This window comes from Candidatus Endomicrobium procryptotermitis (assembly GCA_031279415.1).
Taxonomy (GTDB): domain Bacteria; phylum Elusimicrobiota; class Endomicrobiia; order Endomicrobiales; family Endomicrobiaceae; genus Endomicrobium_B; species Endomicrobium_B procryptotermitis.
The window spans coordinates 1-26,999 of record JAITIP010000006.1 but is presented as its reverse complement, the minus strand read 5'-3'; the positions used below and the strand labels follow the sequence as shown (position 1 = coordinate 26,999).

At 37.2% G+C, this 26,999-nt stretch carries 21 protein-coding genes and 1 other RNA gene; 10 read left to right on the top strand and 12 right to left on the bottom strand.

The genetic code is table 11. The annotated features are described in order from the left end of the window. Positions 1-6: 6 nt before the first annotated feature. The 11 genes from mltG to LBD46_01300 all read right to left on the bottom strand — a co-directional run bounded on the left by mltG (position 7) and on the right by LBD46_01300 (position 16,735). Positions 7-978 (bottom strand): endolytic transglycosylase MltG, encoded by a 972-nt coding sequence (gene mltG / locus LBD46_01350; protein MDR2425826.1) that lies wholly within the window; start codon positions 976-978, stop codon positions 7-9. Next, positions 951-1,448, bottom strand: a complete 498-nt coding sequence (locus LBD46_01345) for an NYN domain-containing protein (protein ID MDR2425825.1) — start codon at positions 1,446-1,448, stop codon at positions 951-953. Before LBD46_01345 ends, mltG begins: the two co-directional genes overlap by 28 nt. Beyond that, positions 1,449-1,871 carry a Holliday junction resolvase RuvX gene (ruvX, locus tag LBD46_01340; protein MDR2425824.1) on the bottom strand — a complete coding sequence of 141 codons (423 nt, stop codon included), beginning with the start codon at positions 1,869-1,871 and terminating at the stop codon, positions 1,449-1,451. Positions 1,872-1,952: 81 nt separating this feature from the next. Continuing rightward, positions 1,953-3,962 (bottom strand): [FeFe] hydrogenase, group A, encoded by a 2,010-nt coding sequence (locus LBD46_01335; protein ID MDR2425823.1) that lies wholly within the window; start codon positions 3,960-3,962, stop codon positions 1,953-1,955. Between the two features lie 3 nt (positions 3,963-3,965). Continuing rightward, positions 3,966-5,840 carry a 4Fe-4S binding protein gene (locus tag LBD46_01330; protein MDR2425822.1) on the bottom strand — a complete coding sequence of 625 codons (1,875 nt, stop codon included), beginning with the start codon at positions 5,838-5,840 and terminating at the stop codon, positions 3,966-3,968. Continuing rightward, a complete protein-coding gene (nuoE, locus tag LBD46_01325) occupies positions 5,840-6,328 on the bottom strand; it encodes an NADH-quinone oxidoreductase subunit NuoE (protein MDR2425821.1) in 489 nt (162 codons plus the stop codon). Before nuoE ends, LBD46_01330 begins: the two co-directional genes overlap by 1 nt. 19 nt (positions 6,329-6,347) lie before the next feature. After that, positions 6,348-6,998: a redox-sensing transcriptional repressor Rex gene (locus LBD46_01320; protein ID MDR2425820.1), complete on the bottom strand. Its 651-nt coding sequence runs from the start codon at positions 6,996-6,998 to the stop codon at positions 6,348-6,350. Between the two features lie 568 nt (positions 6,999-7,566). Continuing rightward, complete coding sequence (locus LBD46_01315) at positions 7,567-10,788, bottom strand: efflux RND transporter permease subunit (GenBank protein ID MDR2425819.1); 3,222 nt, start codon at positions 10,786-10,788, stop codon at positions 7,567-7,569. Positions 10,789-10,810: 22 nt separating this feature from the next. Continuing rightward, the gene (locus tag LBD46_01310) at positions 10,811-13,963 is read right to left on the bottom strand and encodes an efflux RND transporter permease subunit (GenBank protein ID MDR2425818.1); all 3,153 of its coding nucleotides are present in this window, start codon (positions 13,961-13,963) and stop codon (positions 10,811-10,813) included. Between the two features lie 25 nt (positions 13,964-13,988). Then, positions 13,989-15,224, bottom strand: a complete 1,236-nt coding sequence (locus tag LBD46_01305) for an efflux RND transporter periplasmic adaptor subunit (GenBank protein ID MDR2425817.1) — start codon at positions 15,222-15,224, stop codon at positions 13,989-13,991. Positions 15,225-15,259: 35 nt separating this feature from the next. Beyond that, positions 15,260-16,735, bottom strand: coding sequence for a TolC family protein (locus LBD46_01300; GenBank protein MDR2425816.1), 1,476 nt, complete (start codon positions 16,733-16,735; stop codon positions 15,260-15,262). Positions 16,736-16,873: 138 nt separating this feature from the next. On the opposite strand from LBD46_01300, the gene LBD46_01295 reads away from it, so the two are divergent. The 10 genes from LBD46_01295 (at position 16,874) to LBD46_01250 (ending at position 24,355) form a co-directional block, all read left to right on the top strand. Then, positions 16,874-17,275 (top strand): acyl-CoA thioesterase, encoded by a 402-nt coding sequence (locus LBD46_01295; GenBank protein ID MDR2425815.1) that lies wholly within the window; start codon positions 16,874-16,876, stop codon positions 17,273-17,275. Next, positions 17,265-17,732, top strand: a complete 468-nt coding sequence (tadA, locus tag LBD46_01290; protein MDR2425814.1) for a tRNA adenosine(34) deaminase TadA — start codon at positions 17,265-17,267, stop codon at positions 17,730-17,732. Before LBD46_01295 ends, tadA begins: the two co-directional genes overlap by 11 nt. Before the next feature lie 24 nt (positions 17,733-17,756). Continuing rightward, positions 17,757-18,159, top strand: a transfer-messenger RNA (tmRNA) gene (gene ssrA / locus LBD46_01285). 62 nt (positions 18,160-18,221) lie between these two features. Next, positions 18,222-19,409, top strand: a complete 1,188-nt coding sequence (locus LBD46_01280) for a DUF2157 domain-containing protein (protein MDR2425813.1) — start codon at positions 18,222-18,224, stop codon at positions 19,407-19,409. Next, on the top strand, positions 19,399-19,977 hold the full coding sequence (locus LBD46_01275) for a GDYXXLXY domain-containing protein (GenBank protein ID MDR2425812.1): 579 nt from the start codon (positions 19,399-19,401) through the stop codon (positions 19,975-19,977). The genes LBD46_01280 and LBD46_01275 overlap by 11 nt, the downstream gene beginning before the upstream one ends. Then, positions 19,961-21,715 carry an N-acetylmuramoyl-L-alanine amidase gene (locus LBD46_01270; protein MDR2425811.1) on the top strand — a complete coding sequence of 585 codons (1,755 nt, stop codon included), beginning with the start codon at positions 19,961-19,963 and terminating at the stop codon, positions 21,713-21,715. The genes LBD46_01275 and LBD46_01270 overlap by 17 nt, the downstream gene beginning before the upstream one ends. After that, positions 21,702-22,502 (top strand): glutamate racemase, encoded by an 801-nt coding sequence (gene murI, locus LBD46_01265; GenBank protein ID MDR2425810.1) that lies wholly within the window; start codon positions 21,702-21,704, stop codon positions 22,500-22,502. The genes LBD46_01270 and murI overlap by 14 nt, the downstream gene beginning before the upstream one ends. Before the next feature lie 3 nt (positions 22,503-22,505). After that, complete coding sequence (queD, locus tag LBD46_01260) at positions 22,506-22,877, top strand: 6-carboxytetrahydropterin synthase QueD (GenBank protein ID MDR2425809.1); 372 nt, start codon at positions 22,506-22,508, stop codon at positions 22,875-22,877. A 130-nt stretch (positions 22,878-23,007) separates the two neighbouring features. Next, on the top strand, positions 23,008-23,655 hold the full coding sequence (queC, locus tag LBD46_01255; GenBank protein MDR2425808.1) for a 7-cyano-7-deazaguanine synthase QueC: 648 nt from the start codon (positions 23,008-23,010) through the stop codon (positions 23,653-23,655). Then, the gene (locus LBD46_01250) at positions 23,639-24,355 is read left to right on the top strand and encodes a 7-carboxy-7-deazaguanine synthase QueE (protein ID MDR2425807.1); all 717 of its coding nucleotides are present in this window, start codon (positions 23,639-23,641) and stop codon (positions 24,353-24,355) included. The genes queC and LBD46_01250 overlap by 17 nt, the downstream gene beginning before the upstream one ends. A gap of 163 nt (positions 24,356-24,518) precedes the next feature. Here LBD46_01250 and LBD46_01245 read toward each other — a convergent pair. Then, positions 24,519-26,999, bottom strand: a 2,481-nt coding sequence (locus LBD46_01245) for a tetratricopeptide repeat protein (protein ID MDR2425806.1), incomplete at its 5' end; no start/stop codon positions are given.

The following is a 26,999-nucleotide window of genomic DNA, read 5'->3' as shown; positions in this document are numbered from 1 at the left end:
TTCTTCTTAATCTGTGCGTTGATTTTTTATTATTTTTTTGGTTTCACGCTTATTTTTTACATGTTCCTCAAGGCTTTCGGCAAACAAATGCCTGCCGTTTCCTTTGGAAACAAAAAATAGACTGCTTGAATTTTCCGGATATAAAGCGGCTTTTATGGATTCTATTCCCGGACTGCAAATCGGGCCGGGAGGCAGCCCTAAATGCCTGTAAGTATTATATGGAGAATCAAAATGTGTATCTTCTAAAGTAAGTCTTGCCTTATTTACGCCCAAAGCATACAAAACCGTAGCACAGGATTCAAGCCTGATTTTTTTCTTGAGCCTGTTATGAAATACGGCAGCTATAGCGGCACGTTCCTGCGGTTCTACCGCTTCTTTTTCGATTATCGATGCAAGCGTAATAATCTGTTCAATAGTCATATTAAGCTCCCCGGCTCTTTCATACATATCCGCAGTAACTTTATTGGCAAACTCTTTTTTCATAGCAGAAATAATGTCTTCTTCACTCATAAGAGGATCTATAAAATAAGTTTCTGGCATGAGATAGCCTTCCATCCTCTTTTCCGCAGCAATACGTATAAATTTGTCTTTATCTACGGTTTTTTTTGAAGCTATAATTTCAGCCGTCTGTTCTATATTGCTTCCCTCTGGAACTGTGAACTTTATAAGACTTTTTGAACCAAACTTTAACTCATCTAAAATTTTAAACATTCCATCTTTACCCGTAAATTCATAGTATCCGGCTTTTATTTTATCAGCTGAATGCGTAAATTTCACATAAGCCAAAAACAATTTTCTTGAACATATGAGCTTTTCGTTTTGTAAACGTGCCGCAACCAAAGATGCACTTTCCCCTCTTTGTACGATAAAAACCTTTTTTTCCGCGTATTTCTCAAAACGGCAGAATGCAAATACAATAAATAAAACTGCTGCAATGACCGCAGCAATGATTACTTTATACCCCGCTTTTTTAACCATAATTGTTCAAATTCCTCATTTATTCCTTCCTTTATGTCTCTCGGCAAAACTTCCCGCGACCTGTTTGTGTTTTTTTGTTTTAAACCTTTAGCCAAAAAACTTTCAACGCTTTCATGCTTTGCTCCACCGGGCGACGTGCGTCGTCTGATACCTTTGTCGTTTGTCACAACCGTAATTTCATAGGGATTTTTTGCATTGTCGACCATTTCGGCGATTATATCATCGGCAAGCATAATTCCATCACTGAAAATTATCTCTATGCTTCCAACATGAGACCTGTTATAGCCGCCAGATTCGTAAGGATTTTTTGATTTGCAATCAAAAACGACGGTAACGATATTTCTCAAACTCCCGTGAGGCCGATTATGCAAAATGAAATCAATAAGTTTATTACGTCTGCCTTCAAGAGTGGAAGCCGTAAAGTTGTCGCTGCAATTGATAACATTATAGCCATCAACTATATAATGCATTTAAAATCCTTTCATATCCAAATAAATCTGCAAAATAAAAGAGGCGGCAAGTTTGTCTTTAAGTCCTTTTCTTTTTTCACGTGAAATATTTCCTTCTTCAATCAGCATCCTTTCGGCCTGAACAGTCGTAAGTCTTTCATCCATTTCAAAAACTTGCGCTGCGGAAAGTTTTTTGATTTCTTCTATAAACTGTCTTACCGTTTCGGCCATTTTGCCTTCCGTGCCATCCATGTTGAATGGAACTCCAACAACTATTTCTGAGACATCGTTTTCTTTTGCTATTTCAGCTATTTTTTCGGCATCTTTTTTTGTGTTACCAGCACTGTATATCGTATCAAAAGGAGCTGCAACAATATGCATAATGTCAGTCATTGCTATGCCTATTCTTCTAAGTCCATAATCTATAGCCATTATTCTTCCCAAAATATTTCTCCGCTGCACTGATAATTATGCCACTATACGGCGCTGACACCATATTTTAGCATTTTCAAATAAAAAGTTTACTTATTTAGGAATTTTTTTAATTTCTTCCATAATAGCCTCCTGCACCGCTCCAATAGAACACTTTTCTATAGTCTGCGACCCGATTCTGACTATCGGACCTTTAGAACATTTTTCAAAACAGAAAGAAGCGTCTATTCCGACATTATCTTTAAAATCTTTCATCTCAACAAAGTCAAGTATCTGTCTTAAAAGTTTCTGTGAACCTCTAAGCATGCAGCCAGTGCCAAAACATACATTTATATTGAGTTTCTTTTCTTTCAGTGATTTGTAAATAGTAAACGGCCCTTCCTGAAGTCTTTTTTTATTGCTGTGTTTCGAGTGCAAAAGCTCATGCGCTTCATGACTGCCGGGATTGCCGAGAAACTGTTCGTACATTTTTTGAACATAAGGATTGTCCTGAGGTTTATGAAGTTCAAGTGTTTTATCGTTTTCATACAACACTTTTGTACGCATTTTTCTCACTGAAAGATCTTTGTAGACCGGCTGTCCCGCTCCTCCGATGCAGCCTCCCGGACATGCCATGACTTCGACAAAATCATATCTGGTCTTGTCCGCTTTTATATCTCTGACAATCTTTCTTGCGTTCTTGAGACCATACACTATCGCAATTTTTAACTCCTTTCCGCCGACATTGACTTTTGTTTCTCTTATGCCGTTATCGCCGCGCACAAAACTGAACTCTTCGGTCTCATCAATGCCGTCTTTTGTCTGTATAACGTTTCTCAAAACAGCTTCCGTAACTCCGCCTGAATTTCCAAATATTACTCCCCCGCCCGTTTTAAAGCCCATAGGCATATCAAAAGCCGAAGGATTCAAATCAGCAAAACGCAGTCCAGACTCTTCTATCATTCTTGCAAATTCCTGTGTCGTTAAAACATAATCTATATCCTGAATTCCATCTTTTGAAAGTTCCGGACGTCTGGCTTCAAATTTTTTTGCCGTGCAGGGCATTATGGCAACCACTACCAAATCTTCTTTCGAGACTTCAAGTATCTGCGGCATAATCTTTTTAGCTACTGAACCAAACATTCCCTGCGGAGAACGGCAGCTTGAAAGATTTTTAATCATGTCTGGATAATATTGTTCGACAAACTTTACCCATGCAGGACAGCAGGAAGTAAATTGAGGCATATATTTATCATTTCCAAGCCTTTCGACAAATTCGTTTGCCTCTTCGACTATCGTCATATCTGCCCCAAAAGAGATGTCAAAAACCTTATCAAAACCCATCGAACGTAAAGCCGTTACGATTTTTCCGGCGGCTTCTGTTCCGTTTTCTCCCATAATTCCGAACGATTCGCCTATGGCGGCTCTTACGGCAGGAGCGATTGCAACTATGACTTTCTTTTTCGGATCGCTCAACATCTTCCAGACATAAGTCACTTCGGATTTCGGCGTAATTGCTCCGGTTGGACATACACGCGCACACTGGCCGCAGTAAACGCATTCGGAATCGTCCAAATCTTTTCCAAAACTCGGACAGACTTGCGAATTAGGTCCTCTATTGGCAAAATCTATGGCTCCAATACTCTGTATTTCTTCACAAAATCTCACACAGTCACCGCAGAGAACGCATTTGCCCGGATCTCTTACCAAAGAGTGGGTAGAAAGATCTTTTTCTTCTTTCTTGGCAACATTTTTAAATCTTATTTTGTCAATTCCCAATTTTCTTGAAAGCGATTGAAGCTGACAGGTTTCGCTTTTGCGGCACGATGTACAGTCTTTGTCGTGATTTGCCAAAAGCAGCTCGACGATGATTTTTCTCATCTCTCTTATCTCTTCGTTGTTTGTTCTTATTTTCATTCCGCTTTCTGGTGGTGTAGAACATGCGGGCAGAATTCCTCTGCCGTCGACTTCAACCATACAAAGCCTGCATGAACCGTAGGCGCTGAGTTCCGAATGGTAACAAAAAGTCGGTAGTTCAATATTTTGCTTTCTTATTACTTCAAGAATATTCTTTTCGTCTCTGAAAAAGACTTTCGCGTTGTTTATGGTCAATTGTTTTTCCATTTTTTAACCCCTTGCCACCGCTTTAAATTTACAGACGTCCATGCATACCCCACATTTTATGCAGGAAGCGATATCAATAATATGTTTCTGTTTACGTTCACCTTTAATGGCTTTTACCGGACATTTCATCGCACAGGCCGTACAGCCTATACACTTGTCGCTTATGGAATAATTAATGAGATTTACACATTCTCCGGCGGGACATCTTTTTTCTTTAATGTGAGCATCGTATTCGTCTCTGAAATATTTCAATGTTGATAGAACTGGATTCGGCGCGGTTTTCCCTAAAGCGCACAGTGAACCGACCTGAACAGCTTTTGCCAGACTTTCGAGAAGAGGAATCGTATTTTCATCGGCTCTTCCATCGGTTATGTCTTCAAGCATCATAAGCATCTGCCTTGTTCCTTCACGGCATAAAACGCATTTTCCACAGGATTCATTTTGAGTAAACTGCATAAAAAATTTTGCCACGTTTACCATGCAGGTATTTTTATTCATTACGACAAGCCCGCCGGAACCTACCATTGCGCCGGCTTTTCTCAAACTGTCAAAATCCAGAGGCAAATCGAGATGTGCTTCAGTTAAACACCCTCCTGAAGGTCCTCCGATTTGCACGGCTTTAAAGTTTTTATCTTCAATCTGACCTTTTTCATCGGTTACTCCTCCGGAAACATCAAATATGATATGTCTTAGCGTCGTGCCAAAAGGAACCTCTATAAGTCCGGTGTTTAAAACGTGGCCGGTTAAAGCAAAAGTTTTTGTTCCCGGAGAACCTTCAGTGCCTATTTTTCTAAAAGTTTCTGATCCGTAATTTATTATCATGGGAACAGTAGCAAGTGTTTCGACATTATTGATAATCGTAGGCTTTCCCCACAAACCGCTTTGCGCCGGAAACGGAGGTTTTGGGGAAGGCATGCCTCTTTTTCCTTCAACCGAAGCTATAAGCGCAGTTTCTTCTCCGCATACAAACGCTCCTGCACCTTCCATAACGTAAAGCGTAAAACTATGCCCGGAACCAAAAATATTTTTCCCGAGCGCTCCTTTTTTTGCGGCTTCTGCAACGGCTTTCTTCATTCTTTCTACGGCCAAAGCATATTCCGTTCTTACATACACATAACCTTCGTCAGCACCGATAGCTTTCGATGCTATTATCATGCCTTCTATAACGCTGTGAGGATTTCCTTCCATAACACTTCTGTCCATAAACGCACCGGGATCGCCTTCATCGCCATTACAGATTATGTATTTTTTACCCTTAGGCTGCGTTCTGGCAGCTTCCCATTTTCTGCCTGATGGAAAACCGCCACCCCCGCGGCCTCTTAAACCAGAAGCCGAAATTAAATCGCAGATTTCTTTATCGGACATTTCAATGCAGGCTTTTTTCGCGGCTCTATACCCGCCGTCATAAATATATTCATCAATGTTTTCTGGATCTATGACACCACATTGTTTTAAAACCATTCTGTGCTGTTTTGTATAAAATGGAATGTCTTCCTGCCCTTTGTACGCTTTCCCTTTGCCGCGGTAACAGAGCCTTTCAACTATTTCGCCGCTTTTTATGCTTTTTTCCAAAATTTCTTTCACGTCCGTGACTTTTACTTTATTGTAAAGTATTCCTACAGGCAAAACGTTTACCAGCGGACCCATTTGGCAAAATCCTTGACAGCCGCTTTTTGACAACAATGATGCTTTATCGTTTTCCTCTTTAAGTTCTATGATTAGGTTGATTCCCATTTCTTTTGCCGTTTCTTTGAAAGCTTCAAAAATTTTGAGAGAACCATTTGCGACACAGCCTGTGCCTGCGCAAATAATGATTCTTTTGTCAATTTTTGCTACGGATTTTTCTACGGAAGCAGTTATTTTATCAAGATCTATCATCACCGCACATCCTCCTGCATAATTATTTCATCGATAAGTTTGATGATTTTATCGGGGGTTACCTGTCCGTAAACATCTTCGTTCATAAGAAGAACTGGAGCAAGACCGCATGCCCCCAGACACGATACCGTTTCTAAAGTAAAAAGCATGTCTTTAGTAGTATATTCGCCGTCTTTTAAATTGAGTTTGTTTTTAACGGCATCGATAAGCCCTCTTGACTTTTTTACATGGCACGCGGTGCCGTCGCAGACTTTAATAATGTACTTGCCTTTGGGTTTTAATGTAAAATGCGCAAAGAATGTCGCAACGCCGTAAACTCTGGCAGGAGAAATATTTAAAGACGAAGCGATAAAAGCCAGAATTTCTTCCGGCAGATACCTGTATTCGTTTTGGACTGCCTGAAGAATCGGAATCAATTTTGATTTATCAAAATTATTTTCTTCGATAATCTGACAGACCCTGTTAAACTTACTGTAACTTGCTTCCATAACGTCCCCCGTTACTTATTTATTTTGAATTTATTTTTTTCGATAAAACGGCAAAAGAGGAAGCAAGACTTTCATGCTGGATTATTATTTCCAATTTTGTAGTCGTTATTCTTATCGGTGCAAAATTCCATATCGCTTTTATTCCCGCATTTATCATTTTATCTGCAAGTTCCTGAGCGCACTTAGCCGGCACAGTAATTATGCCAATCTGTGTATTATGCTCTTTTATATAATCTTGCATAGAATCTATAGAATAAACCGGCTTTCCATGTATAATCTTGCCGATTTTAACAAAATCGCTATCAAAAGCCGCAACTATGTTAAGTCCGTACTCTTTAAAACCATGATAACCGAGAAGAGCATTCCCTAGATGTCCGGCACCAACCAAAATTACAGAATTTATTTTATCCCAGCTAAGGAACGATTCAATAGCTTTAATCAATGCCGCAACTTCATAACCGATTTTCGGTTTACCTTCAAGACCAGTTACTTCTAAATCTTTTCTGACCTGCACCTGAACAAGATTTAAATCTGAAGCTATCTGCGTGCTTGAAATCAAAGATATTCCTTGCTCCTGAACCTTAACTAAATAGTGATGATAAATGGGCAATCTTCTTATTGTAGGTTCAGAAAAACCTTTGGTATTCTCCTGCATATTTTCATTATTCATAAAACCTCTCAAATAAATATTTTTTTATCTATATAAAAATATTGATATAATTTTATCTATTTTTACAATAAAGTCAATGAATTTAGACTGATAAAACTTTAATATTATTGAAACTTATTCCTAAACTATATTAAAATAATTTCAATAAAAATAAGAGGTTAAAGGAAAAGATGTAAAATCAGGAATCGGATAATAGGTGGTGGCATATATCCCGTGAAAGACTGTTGCCTGCAATAACCTTGCCATCATAATGATAACAACTTTTGCAACAGACATATTACCAGTTTTTTGAAAAATGAAGAGTTTATGATTTAGGGTAGTTAAAATGGCCAAATCAGGTTGCCCAAAAACACAAAGTTTAAAAAATAAATTAGCATGGTACAAAATCAAATATAGAATACTGACTTTGTCAGATATATAAATTTAATTTCTCATGAAGCCACTATAAAATGCAACATATTAAATATTAATTTAAATCATTTTACAATCCTGCAAGAATTGCAGAAAATAAAAAACGGGTCGATTTTGATATTTACGTTTTTATCTCGGAGAGTCTGATTTAAGGGTTTTAAGTTTGTGGATTATCATCATTCCACATAAAAAGTTCATCGTCTTCAGTATTTTTCATTCCTTTTGTAGCAAGATAAACGTACGGAACAAAAATTAAAGCAAGAATAAGAGCAAATGAAAGCCCGCCTACGACGGCTATTGCCATAGGCTGATTTGTAGACTCTTTCCCTCCAAAACCTATCGCAAGAGGGAGCATGCCCGTAATGGTGGTAAGAGTCGTCATTGTGATTGGTCTTATATGATTAATAGTAGTTTCAAGAACATTTTTCTTAATGGTAAATATATCTGGTTTTTTTCCATTATTTTTTGAAATTTCCTTTTCCATCATTAAATTAAACCTGTCTACGAGCAAAATGGATATATTTATAACATTTCCCACAAGCATTATAAAGCCCAGCATTGAAATCGAATTAATCGACTGCATTGTAACCATCAAAGAAAACAAAGCACCGATGACGCCCAAAGGTACCGCTGTCATAACTATTATAGGCTGATAAAGAGATTCAAATTCTGAAGCAAGAATCATAAATATTATTATGACGCCCAAAACTAAAGCAAAAGAAATCTGCGACAGAGCTTCCGTCATGGCAAGCATCTCTCCCGAAATGACACAGTGAATGTCATCATTATTATATTTGTCGTTTAATACTTCTTCTATTTCGGCTACAGCTTTTGTAAAATTGCCTCTGATGTTTGCTGAGAGAAGATAAGTTCTTTCTCCTTCGATTCTTTTAATAGCAGGAAGAGTTTTAACAAATTTTGCCTGAGAAATCTGTTTGATCTGTATTGTCATGCCCCATGGAGAGTATGCTGTCATTTCCATGACTTTTTCCAGTCTGTCGCGGTCTTCGGGACGCATTCTCACCCTTATGTCCATTTCTTCATCTTTCATTTTAAGTTTTGTAGCCACAAAGCCTTTGATTGCGGCAAGAGTCATAGCAGAAATATCCTGGGTTGAAAGACCGAAGAGAGATGCTCTTTCCCTGTCTATAGTAAGCCTCAATTCTGGTACTTCGTCTGGAGGGTCAAGTTTAATGCCATAAAACTGAGGCATGTTATTCATTGTATTTCTTATTTCGTCAGCAGATTTTTTTAGAAGCTTTAAGTCTTTACCTCTTATTTCAATCATAAGGCCGGAAGCTGCTCCGACGCCAGAACCAAAAAGCCCCTGCTGCGTCAGAAATTCCGTGTCCATACCGCTTACTCCCCATCTTTTTATTTCATTTGAAAGATTGGCCACAAGCTCGTTTGTTGACATTCCTTCTTTGTGAAGCCTGCCTATTATTCTCGCTTGATAAGTTGAAAGAGATTCTATTGCCGCAACGCCGGAATTTTCTCCTGTAGAACCTACGCTTATGGAGATGTCTCTCACTTCCGGATAATTTGAAATAAGTTTTTCTATTCTTTTTGAAGTGGCGTTTGTTATTTCAAGCGGAGTATCTGGATGCATAGTTAAATTTAAAACAAATCTTCTTTCATCGACTTTAGGCATGAACTCTTTCGGGATAAACATAAAACAGAAGACACCTATAAATATATATACCAAAATAAACAAGAAAACTTTCCCTTTTCTCCAATCCAATGCCATCTTGAAAATGGGAGTAAAATATTTATTAATAACAGCCATTCCAGAGGTGATAGACTGTTTGCTCAAATCCGAAGACAACGCAAGTCGAGGAACCAAAAACATTGCAGCAAAAATCGAAGACATCAAGGAAAAAGTAATCGTTAAAGCAAGCTGTTTAAAAAGCTGTCCTATCATCCCTGCGACAAACACAAAAGGTATGAATATTGCCACCGAAGTAAACGTGGAACTCAAAACAGGTGCAAGCAGACTTTTTGTCGCAGCGTATATGGATTCTTTTTTGTCGCCAGCTTTAAATTTATGATACTGCATCAGGATATTTTCAAGAACCATGTTGGAATTATCGACAACCATACCTATGCCTACGGTAAGTCCTCCAAGCGACATCGTATTAATAGAAATATCATTAAAATACATCAAACTCAAAGTAGAACAAAGAGCAACCGGAATGGCGACGTTTATAATTGTCGAAGCCATAAAGCTTCTCATAAAGAAATATAAAAGAATAAAAGATAAAAGTATGCCTTGTATGCCGCTTGAGTACAGGTTGGCAAGAGATTCTTTAATAAAATCGGACTGGTCGGAAGTAATTTTAATATCCACATCTTCAGGCACTTTTCCAGCCTCACGGATGTCTTTAAGCTTTTTCTGAACGTTGTTTGAAAGATTAATCAAATTTGAGCCGGACTGCTGGTAAATGCTGACAGATATATTTTCCGCAATATCATTTCCTATGCCATATCTGGAATATCCTTTTCTATCTTTTAAAGACTCTTTAACGTCAGCCACGTCTTTTAAAAAGACTATTTTATCGCCGGTTTCCTGCTGCTGATTTCTTACTCTTTTTGTGCTCATATTCTGCTGGATATTGTAATCGATTTTACTAAACGAAAGTCCTGCTATATCGTCTATGTCTTGGAATTCACCGACGGTTTTTACAAGATACTCATGTTTTTCTTCTTTAATGGTACCTGCTGGGTAGGTAATATTTGCATTCTGAAGCGAAGTAATAATTTCTGTTATCGAAACCTGATTAGCAAGAAGTCTGCCCTTATCTATCTCTATCAAAATTTCTTTTTCTTCTCCACCTCTCAGTTCGACTTTGGCAACCCCTTCAAGCCTTTCAAGCTCATCTTTAAGATTTCTTTTGGCAAACAGCCTGAGATCCGCCATTCTCAATGCGGAAGAAGAACCGCTTTTATAACTTACCGAAAGCATCATCGCTTCTACCTGCGTAGGATTGTATTTTAAAACGACAGGTTCAAACGCATCGCGGGGCAAAGCTTCTTTGATTAAATCTATTTTTTCGCGGACATCCATAGCAGCAAAGTCCATATTTGTTCCCCACCTGAATTCGCAGGTTACTATCGAAACGCCTTCCTTAGAATTAGAAGAAACCCTTTTTATATTTTTGACCGTCCCAGCGGTTTCTTCAACCATCTTGCTTATAAGTTTTTCCGATTCTTCGGGTCCGGCGCCTTCATATTTCGTAACAATAGTAATCTGCGGATATTCCATCGAAGGAAACAGTTCCTGCGGTATTCTTGTATATGAAATCAAACCAAGCAACCCTATTGATAAAAATAACATTATTGTCGTTACCGGTCTGTCTACGGAAAGCCTTAACATGCTCATTTATAATTCCTTTATATATAATTTAAATCTTCATTTTCGGGATTTTCAGCACGTCTTTATTGCCAGCATTTATGCCCGGCACGTCTAGCCGCGGAAGTTTTTTAGGCGGCACATCTTTAATTCTTTTAATATCCGACGTTTTAACTTTATTAAATAAACCTATCAAAATTTTCATATTGTCCAAAAATCCGTGAAAACTTTTTCTCGGATGTTCCATTAAATAATAAGCTGTCGGAATGATAAGAAGTGTTAACATTGTCCCGGTGATCGTTCCACAAAGAACGGTAAGTCCAAGAGAACGCCACATCGAGGCCGCTTCGTCACGGCTTAGAACCATTGGAAGCAGACCTATCGTTTTCATTAAAAATGTTATAAGTTCAGGACGAAGCCTTTCTTTACATGACTCAAAAATAACCCTTATAATATTTTTTCTGCCGTGTCTTCTTTGGTTGATTTTGTCCACAATAATAATTGAGCCGTATACGATTGAGCCAAACAAAATCATGATTCCTATCCACACGCCCAGACTTATCGATTTTTTAAATATCCAAAGCGAGAAAGCCACACCTATAAGACTTAAAGGAAGGGAAAACATGATAAGAAAAGGCTGTTTGTAAGATTCAAATATTGACGCCAAAACAAAAAATATTAAAATGACCGTAAGCGCTATCGCCAGCATAAACGCACCCTGGTTTTTAACGGTTTTCTCATAATCTCCAGAGATATTAAATGAATAATCTCTGGGAAATGCCACGCCCTTAAGAGCAGTAGTAATGCCCCGCGCGGCCGTCGTAAGACCTACTTTATTTCTGTTCGCGCTTATTTGTATAAAACGTTTTTTATTTTTATGCCATATTTCCTGCGTTGACTTGATTTCTTTTGCTTCCGCCACCTGTCCGACGCGTACAATATCTTTTTTAGGGTTTATTATAGACAGAAACAAAACGTCGTTGACATTGCGTACGCTTCCAGGTACGAGCCTAGCGATGGTTTCAATTTGTTTTCCTTCAGTTCTGTATTGAGTGGCGATAAGTCCTCTTATCTGACAATGGAGAGTATTGCCGAAATAATACGCGGTAAGCCCGAAAACGGCAAGTCTGTCATTATCTACAAAAAGATTAATTTCCGGTTCGTCTTCGCGCATTCTTATTTTTACATCTGTAAGACCTTTGACCTGCTGAAGCCTTCCCGAAGAAGAAAAAGCAAGCTGTTTTAACGTATCGTAGTCTTGACCATAAAAATCAACGTATATTTCTTTTGCGCTGTCGGAATTTGAATCCTGATAATATACGAATGCCGGAGTATATTCGCCGAAATATTTGCGGAACTCTTCTTTAAAATATTCGGCATTTTTGTAAACCTTGACTTCCACAAAGGTATGAAGCTTTTCGACTTTTGACGAAACTCTTTCGACGTCATCTCTGAAGGACAAAAGATGTTTTTCCATTTTTTTAACGATTTCATTTGAAACTTCTATGCGCGTGGCCGGAGGAAATTGTATTCCTATTCTAAAAGTATTCACATCGCCAGCATCAAGAAATTCCGAATCTCTAGACTTCAAAATTTTCAGAGACACTAAAAACAGCACAAAAACAAAAAGCCAGACGTATGTCTGTCTTCTGAACACAAATTTCAATAATTTTCCGTAAATATACCTTATCTTCATATACCATGACTGAAACTCAAGCTCGAAATTGTTCTGCCATCTGAAAATCTGCGGAGGAACAAAAATCATTGTGCTTATAAGAGAAGCTATAAGTGCAAAAGTAATTGTTAAACCGAAAGGCATATAAAGCTGTCTTATCTCCGGTTCAAGAAAAACCAAAGGAAAAAATACGACTATAGTCGTAACCGTAGAAGCAAACATAGGCTGCCAAAGTTCAGCAGTGCCTTTCACGACAAGCTCTTCTTTTGTTTTATACGTTTTTCTGTGATGATGAAAAGATATGTTTTCAATAACAACAATGGCATTGTCCATAACGTTTGCCATTCCCATGGCAAGACCGCTGAGAGTCATGACGTTAAAAGTCTGCTGAGTAAAATACATCATAAGCACTGACATAAACAAGCTTAATGGAAGAGTCGTTCCGACTATTATGATGTTTCTTATATTGCGCATAAATAAAAACAATATGCCGGCAAGCAGAATCGCTCCGACTATGAGGGATTCACAAAGTGAATAAATCGCTTTAGTTATATATTCCGCATCGTTTTTAACAACGCTTATAACTATGTTTTCGTCCAGTGTCTCTTCCAGCTGCTTTATGACAACCAAAGCCTCTTTCGCCGTACTTATCGTATTTGCTGTGGATTCTTTTTGTATGTACAAAGAAACGACGTCATTGGCATTAAGTCTTGCAAAAGAAGTCGGTTCATAATAAGAATCTTTAACCGTAGCAATGTCTCTGATTCTTATAATGGAACCTGAATCGGTGATCGCAATTCCGGTATTTTTTATTTCGCTTATATTATTATATTCGCCTGTAGCTCTTATTATATAATTTTTGCTTTTTTCATCGATTTCGCCGGCAGATATCGAAATATTTGACAAATTTATTTTCTGTACGACTTCAAGAATAGGCAACCTGTAGGCAAGAAGTTTTGCATTGTCGATTTCTATAAGAAGTTTTCTTTCTCTCCCGCCGCCAATTTCGATATTGGCAACTCCTGAAACGCGCATGATTTTTTCTTTTATTTGTTCTTCGGCGACCTCCCTAAGCTGTTCGGGAGAATGCTTTTCTGAACTCAAAGAGATAATCATGATGGGAGCGTCGGATTGTTCAAATTTTGCTATGATAGGTTTTTCTGTTTCCTTAGGCAGCAGATGTCTTACCATAGACAGTTTTTCACGGACGTCAATAACGATAAAATCCGTATCCACGCCGTAATGAAATGCCATCATTATATTTGATTCCGATTCTTTTGAGGAAGAAACCATTTCTTTCAAGCCACTAAGCTCGGAAAATACTTCCTCAAGCGGACGCGTAACATATTTTTCGACTTCGCTGGAAGCGATGCCTCCACGAAGCCTCGTAATTACGCTGACCATTCCTGTCTGCGTATTGGGATTTAATTCGACGGGGATACGCACAAGCATGATACCGGAAAACATTATCAATGCAAGTACGATCATTAAAGTAGTAACCGGCTTTTTTATACCTAAATCAATAACCATATTTTTTATCGAAATTCAACGAGAGCTAGTACTCAACCGGAATGGCTTCGTCTTCTGTCGAAACCTCGAGAAATTTTACCTGCGCTCCATCTGATAATTGTCCCTGCGTCTCTGAAACGACAAGTTCGCCCATATTAAGCCCATCTAAAACGACAGTTTTATCAGAAACTTTATCGCCGATAAGGCAAGGCCTCATTTGAATTATTCCTTCACCAGGTTTTCTTGAATCTGGAGATACAACCGGAATTAAAAATGCCGTATTATTGAGCGATACCACGCTGTCCGACGGAACAAGTACTACATTTTTAAGCTCTTTAAGATAAATTGTTCCTCTGCCAAACATTCCTGAACGCAGCTCTCCTTTACTGTTTTCAACGTCTATTTTTACCGTAAAAGTCCTGGTCCTCATGTTTACTACAGGAGCTATCTGCGACAGCACGCCTTCAAACTCTCTGTCGGAATAAGAATCGCTTAAAATTTTGACTTTTTGCCCAAGCACAATTTTTTGTATGTCTTTTTCTGGAATATCAACTTCAAAATTCGTTCCATGATTACTTATGAATTTGCATACTACATCCTGCGGAGTAATATATTCTCCCGGTTTTATTATAATCTGGGCAAGAATTCCATCGCTTGGAGCAGCAAGATTCGTCTTTTTGAGGTTGGATTGCGCAAGTTCAAGTTCCGAAAGAGCAGCTTTAACGCGCGATTCCGTAGATTGTATTTCGAATTTAGCTTCGTAAAGCTTGCTCTCTGACAAAGCTTTCATATTATACAAATCTTCATACACTTTATATCTTTCTTTTGCAGACATATAAGCAGAATTTTCACTCTTATATTTACTTTGAGCGTAATCGGCTTTTGTCAGGGCATCTTTCGGGTCTAGAGAACAGATATTTTTTCCTTTTGGAATCTGATCTCCTTCTTTGTAGTTGTATAGGGCCAGATGACCTTCTATTTCAAACCGCATATCATTTTCTATTGCACCTTTAATGCTTCCCATCACCGTATATTTGTCAATATAATCCTGCTTTACAACTTTTATAACTTTTACCTGTATTATGTCGCTTTGTTCTTCATCCTGAGCTTTCTTATTGAAAAAAACCAAATAAATGATAATGCCAGCAAAAATCAAAAACATCATTATTGCTGTAATATAAACTACTTTTTTAAAACGCTGGGGAGACTGAGCTCTGTAATTGGCAATCTTATGGGTAAGATTGTCTTTAATCATAAAGAAATAATACTTAATTTTTTCCAAAATTCCCTCCAAAAAATTTTATTTGGGTATTTCTATTATCTTAACGGCATTAAAGTAAGCTTTTCCATCTCGGTTACTGAAGCGTGATTCTGATAAGTAGCTCTAGAATAAGCGGAAATTGCTTCCGCATATTTCCACGATTCTTCCATAAGGCTGACAGTAGGAACTTCATATAAATCGTTTCTTTTTCTCATTAGTGCCAATTTTCTTTCTCTTAACTTAATCTCTTTTCTGAGTGTTCTGGCGCTGTTTAAAGAATTTAAATAATCGTTATAAGCTTTTTCGACCTCAAGCCTTCTAGTCTTAAGCGTATCAACATAATCTGCATTTGTCTGATTTAGCCCAACCTTTCCCTCTTTTGTATCCACGAAATATGCCATATCGTCAAGCAGCGAAAGCCTTATATCCCACGAAGAAGTTTCTATCCTTTTGCTCGCATCAATAATAGTTGACGGATCTGTTCTTTCGGTATCATACGCGACTTCAAAAGAGTTTCCCCATAAACTCCAAGACATTCTTCCCATAACACTCCACGCCGTAGTAAGCTCAAGAGCTTCGGTAGTAAAAGCTTCACCGCTTTTTCCGTAGAATCCTTCTATATAAAATTTAGGAATTACTTTTGAGCGGTTAATTTTAATTTTCATATCTGCCATTAAAGATTGTACTTTTGCAGTTTGTACATCAAGATTATTCGTAAGAATAAAACTTAATAAATCCTGCAACATAAATGTAATTTCAGCAACGTCATCGGGAAGTTCGTCCGAAACGATGGCATTTATGTCATCTAAAGTATTTATTCCCACAGTTTCAATGAGCTTCTTAACTGAAAAGTCAAGATTTATTCTTGCAGCGGAAAGCATGTCTTCAACTTTATCTTTAAAATTTTCCGCTTCGGTTAAATCCAGCTCCGAAATAGCCCTTGCCTTATATTCATTTCTTACTTTGAACATAAGTTTGTCAACAATATCAAAAGCTTTTCCTAAAGCTTTGTATTCCTGTTTTAAAGTAAGATATTCATAATATGCAAGTTTGATTTTGGTAAAAAGTTCTTCGCGGGTTTTTGTGTAATTGTATCTGGCGGCGTCAACCATCATATTTTCATATTTGTACATTCCTTTTGTTCTGTAACCTTCATAGATAGTTTGAACGGCTCTTACTCCGTAATCTTCAGAATTGTATTCGGTGTCGCTATAGAGTCCCGTCGTGCCAGTAGTAAGCATCGTACTGCCTTTTGAGGTTCTGTGCTGAAGCAAAACCTGAGGAAAAAAAGCACGTCCTGCTCTTATGACTCTTATTTCGGCAAGTTTAATTTGTTCGGCAGCGACTAAAACCCTTCTGTCTCTTGCTTCGGCTACTTTCATACACTGATCTAAAAACTCATCATTTGCCGCGTTTGATACGCTTGAAATTCCATAAACCGCATCAAAACTTGTCAAAAATAAAAAAGAACAGCTTACAAATAAGCTGACAGTTTGTTTTAATATTTTTGTACCCTTCAATTTTAACTCCATTTAAGCACTTTTTAATAAATTTGATAGTTTGAGTATATAAGAAATATGTTAATTTGTCAATAAATTTTTGCTTTTTCGAATCTTGACCAAATATCTAAAAAATACTATAATTTTCAACAAGTTTTAAAGGGGAGTATTATGATTAATACTATACAAATAAGAGTATCCTATTCCGATACAGACCAAATGGGAATGGTTTATTATGGAAATTATCTAATTTATTATGAAAGGGGCCGCACGGAACTTTTAAGAGAAATCGGGCTGGAATATAAAATAATCGAAAAGCGTGGATTTTATTTTCCGGTCATTTATTCGGAATGTAGCTATCATCTGCCTGCAAGGTACGATGATTTAATTACTGTAGAAACACGACTGTCAGAAGTAACTGCGGCAAGCATAACATGCTCTTATATAATAAAAAATGGAGATAAAATTTTAGTTACAGGCAAAACTAAACATCCTTTTGTAAATAAATCTTTTAAACCCGTCCGTTTTCCACAAGATATAAAAGAGGTAATAGAAAAACACATTGAAAAATAAAATAATTTTAAAAGACATCTCTTATTTTATGCAAAAAGCTCTTGTCGCAGCAAAAAAGGCTGAAAAAAAGGGGGAAGTCCCCATAGGCGCGGTAATAGTTAAAGAAGGAAAAATAATCGCTGAAGGGTACAACAGATGTATAATCGATAAAGATCCGACAGCGCATGCGGAAATAGCAGTTTTAAGAAAAGCTTCAAAAAAATTAAACAATTACCGTTTGAATGGCTGTCATATATATGTTACAATAGAGCCGTGCTGTATGTGCACCGGAGCTTTAGTAAATGCGCGTATAGAAAAAATATTTTTCGGAGCTTTTGACAAAAAAGCAGGCGCATGCAAAAGTGTATTCAAAATAGCAAACAGCAAAAAGTTGAATCATAAAATAGAATTTCTCGGAGGCATTCTGGAAAAGGAATGCGCCGGCATAATTCAAAAGTTCTTTAAAAATAAACGTTAACATTCGGTTGTCGTTATTTTAATTGGGGGTGTATAGGTTTCGACGGGAATGGTCAGAAGTACAGACAGCAGGCCGGAGTTGGTCGATGGCTCCGTAAAAATCGACCGAACAATAAACAACGATAAAAATATCGTTCCATTGCAGAACACAAATCCTATGCCAATGATGGGTTTTGGGTTCATGCCTATAGCTGCTTAATGCGGCTTCGTTTTGCCTTTGACACCTGCTATTAGGACAAAACGACAAGAGCAGGTTAGTTTCAGTCGGCTTGTGCCGTCAGTCTGAAATGAAACCAAAACGGCGCTGGTTTATAATGTAATCCCGTCCGGAGATGGCATTATAAACGAGATAAACTTTCCGGGCTAAGCCTGTAGCGGTCGTACAAAAGCATTTTCGGACGCGGGTTCGACTCCCGCCACCTCCACCAGTGCGGATTTAACGTCATCGGAAAAATTATTTTAATCTCCGCGCGGATATTGACAAATCAAAATGAAAGAATTTATTGACAAATGGCTTGAGGAAGGTTTGATAAATCGGGAGCAGGCAAAACAAATGCTTGCCGACATCAAAAAAGGTTCTTCCGAAAGAAGCTCAAAAAAAATTATACTTACATTTTCGTTAATAGGTGCTGTGCTTGCCGGCGCGGGCTTTCTTCTTTTTATAAGCGCCAACTGGCAGGTAATACCGGCAATGATAAAAGTTTTCCTGATGTCCGCAATAACTTTTGGCTGTGCTTTTAGTGGATATTATTTGGAATTTGAAAATAAAAAATATCCGAGAACTGGAGCTTCGCTTCTTTTTCTGAGTACAGTAATGTTTGGAGCGCTCATATTTTTAACCGCACAGATATATCATATTAATTCTTCCGGAATGCACGTTTTGATACTTATATGGATTCTCGGAATTATTCCTTATGCATATATCCTGCATTCGCATTCAGTCGCCGTTCTTTCATGCGTTTTATTTTCCATATGGATAAGCGCGTTCATGTTAAAAAATTACATGCACGATGAATATTTAAGATCACTGCCTCTTGTTTACTGCATTGCCGCTTTGTTTGTTTATTCTTTTGGAAGATTTAATAAATTTTTTTCAAGCACTGCAAATTTATCCTCAGTATTTAAAAAGTTCGGCATACTAGCTGCATATTTTTGCACTTTTTTTATGACATTCAATTATTTTGCGGTTACTAACGTCGAGTTGCAAAATTATATGGTATTCCCATGGTTTACAGATATAATGCTTATTTTTTCCATAGCCATGTTTATTGTATCTTTTTTCTTTAATCCATCAAAATCAAAAGCAAATAATGCCGAAAGTATTTTAATTACGTCTTTAATCTGTATGTGTGTAATTCTTTATGGAAATATTTTTATCCGTTACGAATGGGTAAGAATTATCACGAATTTGTTTTTTATATCTATAATTTTGGTGCTTATATACGTGGGATATAAAAAAGCCGAAACTTTTTACGTAAATACGGCAATTTTCTGGATTATAGTTTTTATCACGGTAAAATATTTTGATTTCTTTTGGAAACTTTTGCCGCGTTCATTATTTTTTCTTGCAGGTGGAATTTTGCTTATAGGTGCGGCTCTATTTTTGGAACATAAACGTCGCACAATAAATATGGGATTTAAAAAACCCCTTGCGACGTGGACACCAAATGAATCGTAAAACTGCTTTTTATGCGCTTATGGCTTTGTGGTTTTTAATTATAGCTTCTTATACGGCATATAAAGAATTGCAGCTTAGAACAGGAGATGAAGTCATGCTCAGGGTTATGCCCGTGGATCCAAGGGACATTTTCCGCGGCGATTACATAATTTTATATTATGAAATAACTTCGATAACCGAAGAACAGAAAATTGTTGGCAGATATGGTGAAGATGACATTCTTTATAATAATGAAAAAGTTTACATAATGCTGCTAAAAGACGGCAAATACTATAAAGGTGGAGATATTTACAAAACCCGGCCGGAGAAAGGCCTTTTTATAGCGGGAACCGTGTCGGCAGGCAAAAATTTTGACAGCCCAGTCGATAGAGAATACGCTTCAATCATTTACGGAATAGAAAACTTTTTTGTTGCAGAAGGCGAAGGTAAAGAAATAGAATCTGCAATAAACAGAAACAAAGTTTCGGCAAAAATCGTTATTGACACATACGGAAACGCTTCTATAAAAGAATTATACATTGATGAAAAAAAGGTGGATTTCAAAAATAAAAATGAAAAAATTGATTAGTTTATTTATTATGGGGTATCTTGTGTTTTTTTGTACGCCGTCGGTTTATCCGGAGGAGAAAAACGCCGTTCCAGATTCAAACCCAGTTTTTGTAATTATCGATGGAAATGCCTTTTCTGGAGTCAGCACTTACTCGATTACGGATAAAACTAAATATTTTGCCATAAAGGAACTTGCAGAAATTTATAATGCGACTCTTGAATGGAAACCAGTCAGTTCCATGGTAACTATGCATCTTAACGGCAAAAAAGTAGACATAAAAGCAAACAGCCGAGAGGTAATATTCGGGAAGAAAATAAAAAAGACGGAAATGCCTTCAAGACTTATAAAAAACGAGCTATACGTTTCCCCCGAACTTCTTACTTTAAATGAATTTTCGGAAGCGGCAGCTGCCGAAACATCATGGAACGACAATACCGACATATTGACCATAACATCGTATTCAAATATAAATTCCGTAAGATATTTCACCAGACCAGAAGAAACTCAAGTAATTGTAGAGTTGTCTGAAAATCTGCCTTATACGATTTCAAAAGATACTGGTTCTATAATATTAAAGGTGCACCGCGGACAAGTACAGAGAGATTTTGTCTATGCAAATAACGGTGCCATTACTGATATTCTTTACAATACCGATGGCAGAGATGCGGTAATAAAAATAAGCCTTCAGCAGACTCCTAAAATAGTAAAAAGTTCAAAACTAAAAAATCCTTACAGAATAGCCATTGACATAGAACATTCGCAGCCCGTAGATTTGACGTCGCTGACAGACTCTTCCATACCGGATTCCGAAGAATATAACACGCTGCCAGATTATCTAAAAGACAATGAAAAACTGTTCCCAGACGATTATGGAGAAGCTGAAATTACCGAAGTAACGGCTCCGATAGAGGTAGGCAAAGACAATGCAGATTTGGCAAAAGTTCCAGTGTTAAAATTTGAGGAAAAAACAATCGTTGACGACAGTTATTCCATAGTAGATGATACTGCGTCGGCGGAAGAAATTATGCCTAAGAAAACGGCGAAGAAAAGGCTTCTTGAGAAAAAAAGAATTATCGTTATAGACGCCGGACACGGCGGGGAAGATCCCGGAGCGATAGGACCTAACGGCACAAAAGAAAAAGATATTAACCTTTCCATAGCGCATGAACTGGATAAAATATTTAAAAGCGACGATGATTATGAAGTGATTTTAACCAGAAAAGACGATACTTTTATCGCGCTGGTCGACAGGACAAACATTGCAAACGAATGCAGTGCCGATCTTTTTGTATCAATACACTGTAATTCAAATTTTAACAGAAACGCAAGCGGTTTTGAAATTTACTTTTTATCGGAAAAAGCCACAGACGCTCAGTCTGCAGCGACGGCAACGCTTGAAAACTCTGTGGTTGAACTCGAAGGTAAGCCTACAAAAAAACGCGCGCTTCTACAGGAAATGCTCTGGTCGATGATGATAAACGAATATATTAACGAATCTTCAGAACTTTGCAGTTTTATATCTGGAGAAACTCCCGGAAGGCTTAAAATTCCCGACAGGGGAGTTAAACAGGCCAATTTTTACGTTCTCAGGGGCGCACAAATGCCTTCCGTCCTCATCGAAAGTGCTTTTATAAGCAATTATTCCGAAGAGTCAAAATTAAATTCAAAAAAATTTCAGACCGCAGTAGCAGATTCGGTTTATGAAGGAATAAAAAAATATTATGCGCGCAAAGACAAAATCAATGGCAAAAAATAAGCCCGTCGGAATATTTGATTCCGGATTCGGCGGTTTAACCGTGCTGTCAGAAATAAATAAAGCTTTCCCGAACGAAAATCTTATTTATTTTGGAGATACGGCTCATGTTCCTTACGGTTCAAAATCCAAAAATACCGTTATAAAATTTTCAAAGGATATTGCCTCTTTTCTTATAAAAAAAGATATAAAAATGCTGGTAATAGCATGTAACACGGCGTCGGCTTTTGCTCTACCCGTTTTAAAAAAGCAGCTCGGCATACCCGTTATCGGTGTTATTGAACCAGGAGCCAAAGCGGCAGTACGGTCTACAAGAAATAAAAAAATCGGAATTATAGGCACTGAAGGGACCGTCGACAGTAACTCCTATTATAAAGCTGTAAAAAAGATTTCTGCCGCAGCAGTTTACCAGCAGGCATGCCCACTTTTTGTGCCTTTGGTGGAAGAAGGCTGGAATAAAGGCAAAATAACGGACGAAATCGTAAAACGATATCTCAAACCACTTATATCAAAAAATATAGATACACTGGTTTTAGGCTGCACGCATTATCCTCTTTTAAAAAAAACTCTTAAAAAAAATGTGGGAAGAAATATCTCTTTAATAGATTCAGCAAAAGCTACAGCTTCAGTTGTTAAAGAGATTCTCTCTGAAAGAGATATGCTTTCTGAAAAGAGAAACGACGGAAAATTGTCTTTTTACGTAAGCGATAATCCCGAGAAATTTCGAAAAATAGGAAGCTGTTTTTTTGCAAAACGAATTAAAAACGTAAAAAAAGTATATTTGGAGTAAAAAATGAAATATAAACTTTCCGTAGTAAAAGGATTCGCCTCGGCTCACTGTCTAAGGGAGTATAAAGGCAAATGTGAAAATATGCACGGACACAACTGGAAAGTGCGAGCGGCTTTCTGTGGAAACAAACTGGATTCAACTGGAATGCTTATGGATTTTACCGATATTAAAGCTCGTTTGGATAAAATAATACACTATCTCGATCACAAATTTCTCAACGAAATTCCTCCGTTTAACGACATAAATCCTACAGCTGAAAATATAGCGGCGTATATTTTAAATGAATTGAAAAAAGTGGAAATCGATACGGCAAAAGTATGCGAAGTAGAAGTATGGGAAAGTGAAACGTCTTCAGCAATGGCAGAAGCTGAGTAATGTCAAAGATAAAGGACCATTTGTCATTATGCAGTCCGTATTGAAACGTTACAGTAACTCGCAAAATCAGTTCTTGTTGCTGCCAAACCTCAAAACTTACAGTCTTATGACAGTCTAGGAGTTTTTTTTAATGAAAAAAGAAAAGAAAGCCATAATTTTATTTTCCGGCGGGCTTGATTCAACTACTGTTTTGTGCTATGCGCTTTCAAAAGGATATAAATGCGAATCTCTTATTTTTAATTACGGACAACGTCATGACAGAGAAATTAAGTCCGCGGTAAAAATAGCAGAAAAATTAAAAGTTCGATATTCTATAGTAAGTTTATCTCTTCCATGGTCAAAAGACGCTCTTACTAATAAAAGCATTAAAGTTCCCAAGAATAAAGTTATTGCGCAAAAAATTCCCATTACTTATGTTCCCGGAAGAAATACTTTATTTCTTTCTTATGGCTTATCTTTTGCAGAATCAATAAAAGCACAAAGCATTTTTATAGGTGCAAACGCTCTTGATTTTTCAGGTTACCCAGACTGTAGGCCTCAGTTTATAGAAGCTTACAATAAACTTTTAAAAGCTCTTGGGCTAAAAATTAAAATCAAAGCACCTCTCATTCACATGACAAAAGCACAGATAATAAAACTCGGAACAAAATTGAAAACTCCTTATAAATATACATGGTCATGCTATAACGGACTGAAAAAACCGTGCGGCAAATGCGATTCATGCAAGTTAAGAGCCAAAGGCTTTAAAGAGGCGGGATTAAATGATCCATCAGCCTGACATAAAAGCTCCGTTTTATGAAATATTTTTTTCTTATCAGGGAGAAGGACTTTACACTGGACTGGCACAGATTTTTGTAAGATTTGCAGGTTGTAACTTAAACTGTTCTTATTGCGATACAGCATACTCGATAAAAGTGTCCGACAAGACAATATACATGACTCCTGAAGATCTCGCAGATAAAGTTAAATTTTTGTATAAAAAATATAAAAAATTTTTATCACCGACTCCATCCATAGCGATTACAGGTGGAGAACCGCTTATATATGCTGATTTTTTAAAAATATTTCTTCCTAAAATCAAAAAAGAGGGTTTTCTGACATACCTTGAAACAAATTCAACATTACCGGATCAGTTAAGCAAAATTATAAAGTTTTGTGATATAGTTTCAATGGATTTTAAATTTGCTTCCGATTGCGGAAAAAGTTTTTGGAAAGAGCATGAACAATTTCTTAAAATTTCAAAAAACAAAGCTTTTATCAAAAGCGTAATAACAAATAAAACCAAAATCTTCGAGATAAAAAAAGCCGTTGAACTAATAAACAGAATATCAAAAAATACACATTTCATAATTCAGTTATCAACAGGCAAAGACAAACCGAAAATGAGCAGTATACACACTTTATATTCCTGTGCATTGAAAAAACTTCCGAAAACCCATCTGATGACGCAGATACATAAAATCTATAATATTGAATGAATGAGAAGATTGAACGGCAGAAAAACTTAGCAGCTTAGCAATAGTAAGCAACAGCATAAACCGAGAGTCTTACGGCAAAAGTGGCAGAAGTTCAATAAATGCGAACAATAAAGGAGAAATTGCAAAAAAAAGGCTTAATGTCAATAGATTTATTAGCCAAAAATTATTTTCCAGAGAGTCTCTGGATTTCGGCATCAGCCGGCTTGCCGTATTTTATATCGTATTTTTTAGCTAATCTGTAATGCGCAACTGCTTCTTCATTTTGACCTCGTTTGGCATATATATTCGCCATTCCCATATAAGCACCGCCATATTTAGAGTTTATTTCAACAACTTTTTGATAGTCGGCAAAAGCTTCATCTAACATATCTTTTAAAAAATATATTTCTGCGCGTTTAAAATATGATATAAAGCCCGCCGGAGATATTTCTATAGCTCTGCTTAAATCTTTTATCGCTTTATCCTCCTCTCCAAGCACAACATACAAATCCGCTCTTAACAAATACGATTGCAGATGGTACGGATCGGTTTCTAAAACTTTGTTAAAATCCTCTATTGCCAGATCATATTTTTTATTTTTCACATTCGCATTGGCTCTGTTAAACAGCAAATCTATTCCGGGCGTAACAGTTTCTTTTTTAGCTGCCACTTGCACAGGAGTAACTTTAGGCAGTTTGGCTGCCGCTGGTTTAGGCCGCGGCAATTCTGTCTTAGGTTCAAGCTTCGGCAATTCTGATTTTTTCAAAATATCTTTTTGCCGTTGCGGAAGTTCTGTTTTTATTTCCGTTTTTTTGACATCTTTACCCTCAGATGATATCTGTTTGCCGAACAATCTAGAAAAAAATCCATGTTTTTTCGACTTATCTTCTTTTTCTTTTGTTTCATCCGACGCTTTCAAAGGCATATCTTTTTTGCTTCCTTGCGACAATACGTCATTTTTTTTGTCGGGGGCAAGTGCTTTTTGATTTAATATATTTTCAACAACCGCGGCCGCTTTTTTTATTTCTTCTTTTTCTGCTTCGGACAAAATTTCTTTATTTTCTTCGTTTGGAGCTTCTTCTTTTTTATCTTCATGAGGTTTTATTTCAGTTTCTTTTGCAACTTCTTCAGCCTCAATCTCCTTTTCTTCTTTCTTTTTTGGCTGTTCCGACCTTTTAATGACTGCAGCTTCCTTAGGCTTTTCTATCGGAACATCTATTGAAGGATTAAGTTTGAGCGCCTGCTCAAAATCCGCTTTTGCATTTTTATCTTTACCCAATTTCTGATAACAAAAACCGCGCTCTTTATAAAATTCAGCATTCATATTTTCTTTAGAAAGAAGATCAGTAAAATCTTTCACTGCGCCGCTGAATTTTTCATACTTTACAAGAAAATGAGCTTTTTCAACTCTTATATCAACGTCGGCAGAGTTAAGTTTTAAAGCTTTTTCATAATCTTTAAAAGCTTTATCAAAAACGCCCTGCTTATCGTAGTTCCTAGCTCTTAATAAATAATATGAAAAATTCTTTTGATTTAAATCTATCGCTTTGGATATATCGGCAACGCTTCTGTCAAAATTGCCGATTTTGAATTCAGCCGTTGCCCTGTAAGAATAAATGTCTTGCCCCTGCATTCCGTATTCCAAAGCTTTGGACAAATAATTAACCGCTTCTTTAAATTTTTCAAGTTCGTAAGCACATATCCCCAAATATTTGTAAATCTCTTTTTCTTCGGTATGCAACTCAATAGCTTTTGACATATTTTCATAACATTCTTTATAATTTTTCAAATTAAAATTAATAAAACCTTTAAAATAATATACACTTGCATTGTCGGATTTTAACTCAATAACTTTATTGACGTCGTCTAAAGCTTTCTGAAAAGCATTCTTGTAAACATTGTGTTCGGCGCGGATTACATATATCTGAGCATTGTCGGCGTCTATGTCTGCGGCCTTGTCCAGATCCTGAAAAAAATCAGTTTCTTTGCCAAGCGACTGTCTGCTTTGTGCCCTTTTTAAATAAAGGCTAGAATCATTTGGATTTAGCTCCAAAGCTTTGCTAAAATCCATTTCTGCCTCTTTCATCTGATTGGTATTAAAATAAAAATTCCCTCTAGCTACAAAAACCGAACACTCTTTTCCGCCTGTAAGTTTTTCAGCTTGCTGATAATCATTTAAAGCGTTAAGATTATCTTTTTTGCGTTCATACAATGCCGCGCGCTTTAAATAATGATTAAAATTATCGGGTTCGGCGGCAATAGATTCAAGCGCTTCTCCGAAAGTTGTGATAACTGAATAATCTCTTTTCGGTTTTGATTCTTCCTTTTGCTTTTCTTCTAAAACCTTCTTTTCAGACTCAACAGCAATCTGTTTTTCCACTTCTTCTTGCACAAGCCCTTCGGCTTCTTCCTTTGCTTTTCTTTCGGCCTCAAGAGCAGCTTGAAGTTCAGCTTCATGTCTTGCTTTTCTTTCTCTTCTCTCTTCTTCAGACTGCAATCTTTCCGCTTCCGCTTTTCGTTTTGCTTTTTCTCTTGCAAGTCTTTCTTTTTCTTCCGCTTCTGCTTTCAATCTCGCTTCTTCGGCTTCAGCAGCTTTCACTCTTTTTTCCGCTTCTTCTTTTGCAAGTCTTTCCTTTTCTTCCTCTTCTGCTTTCAATCTCGCTTC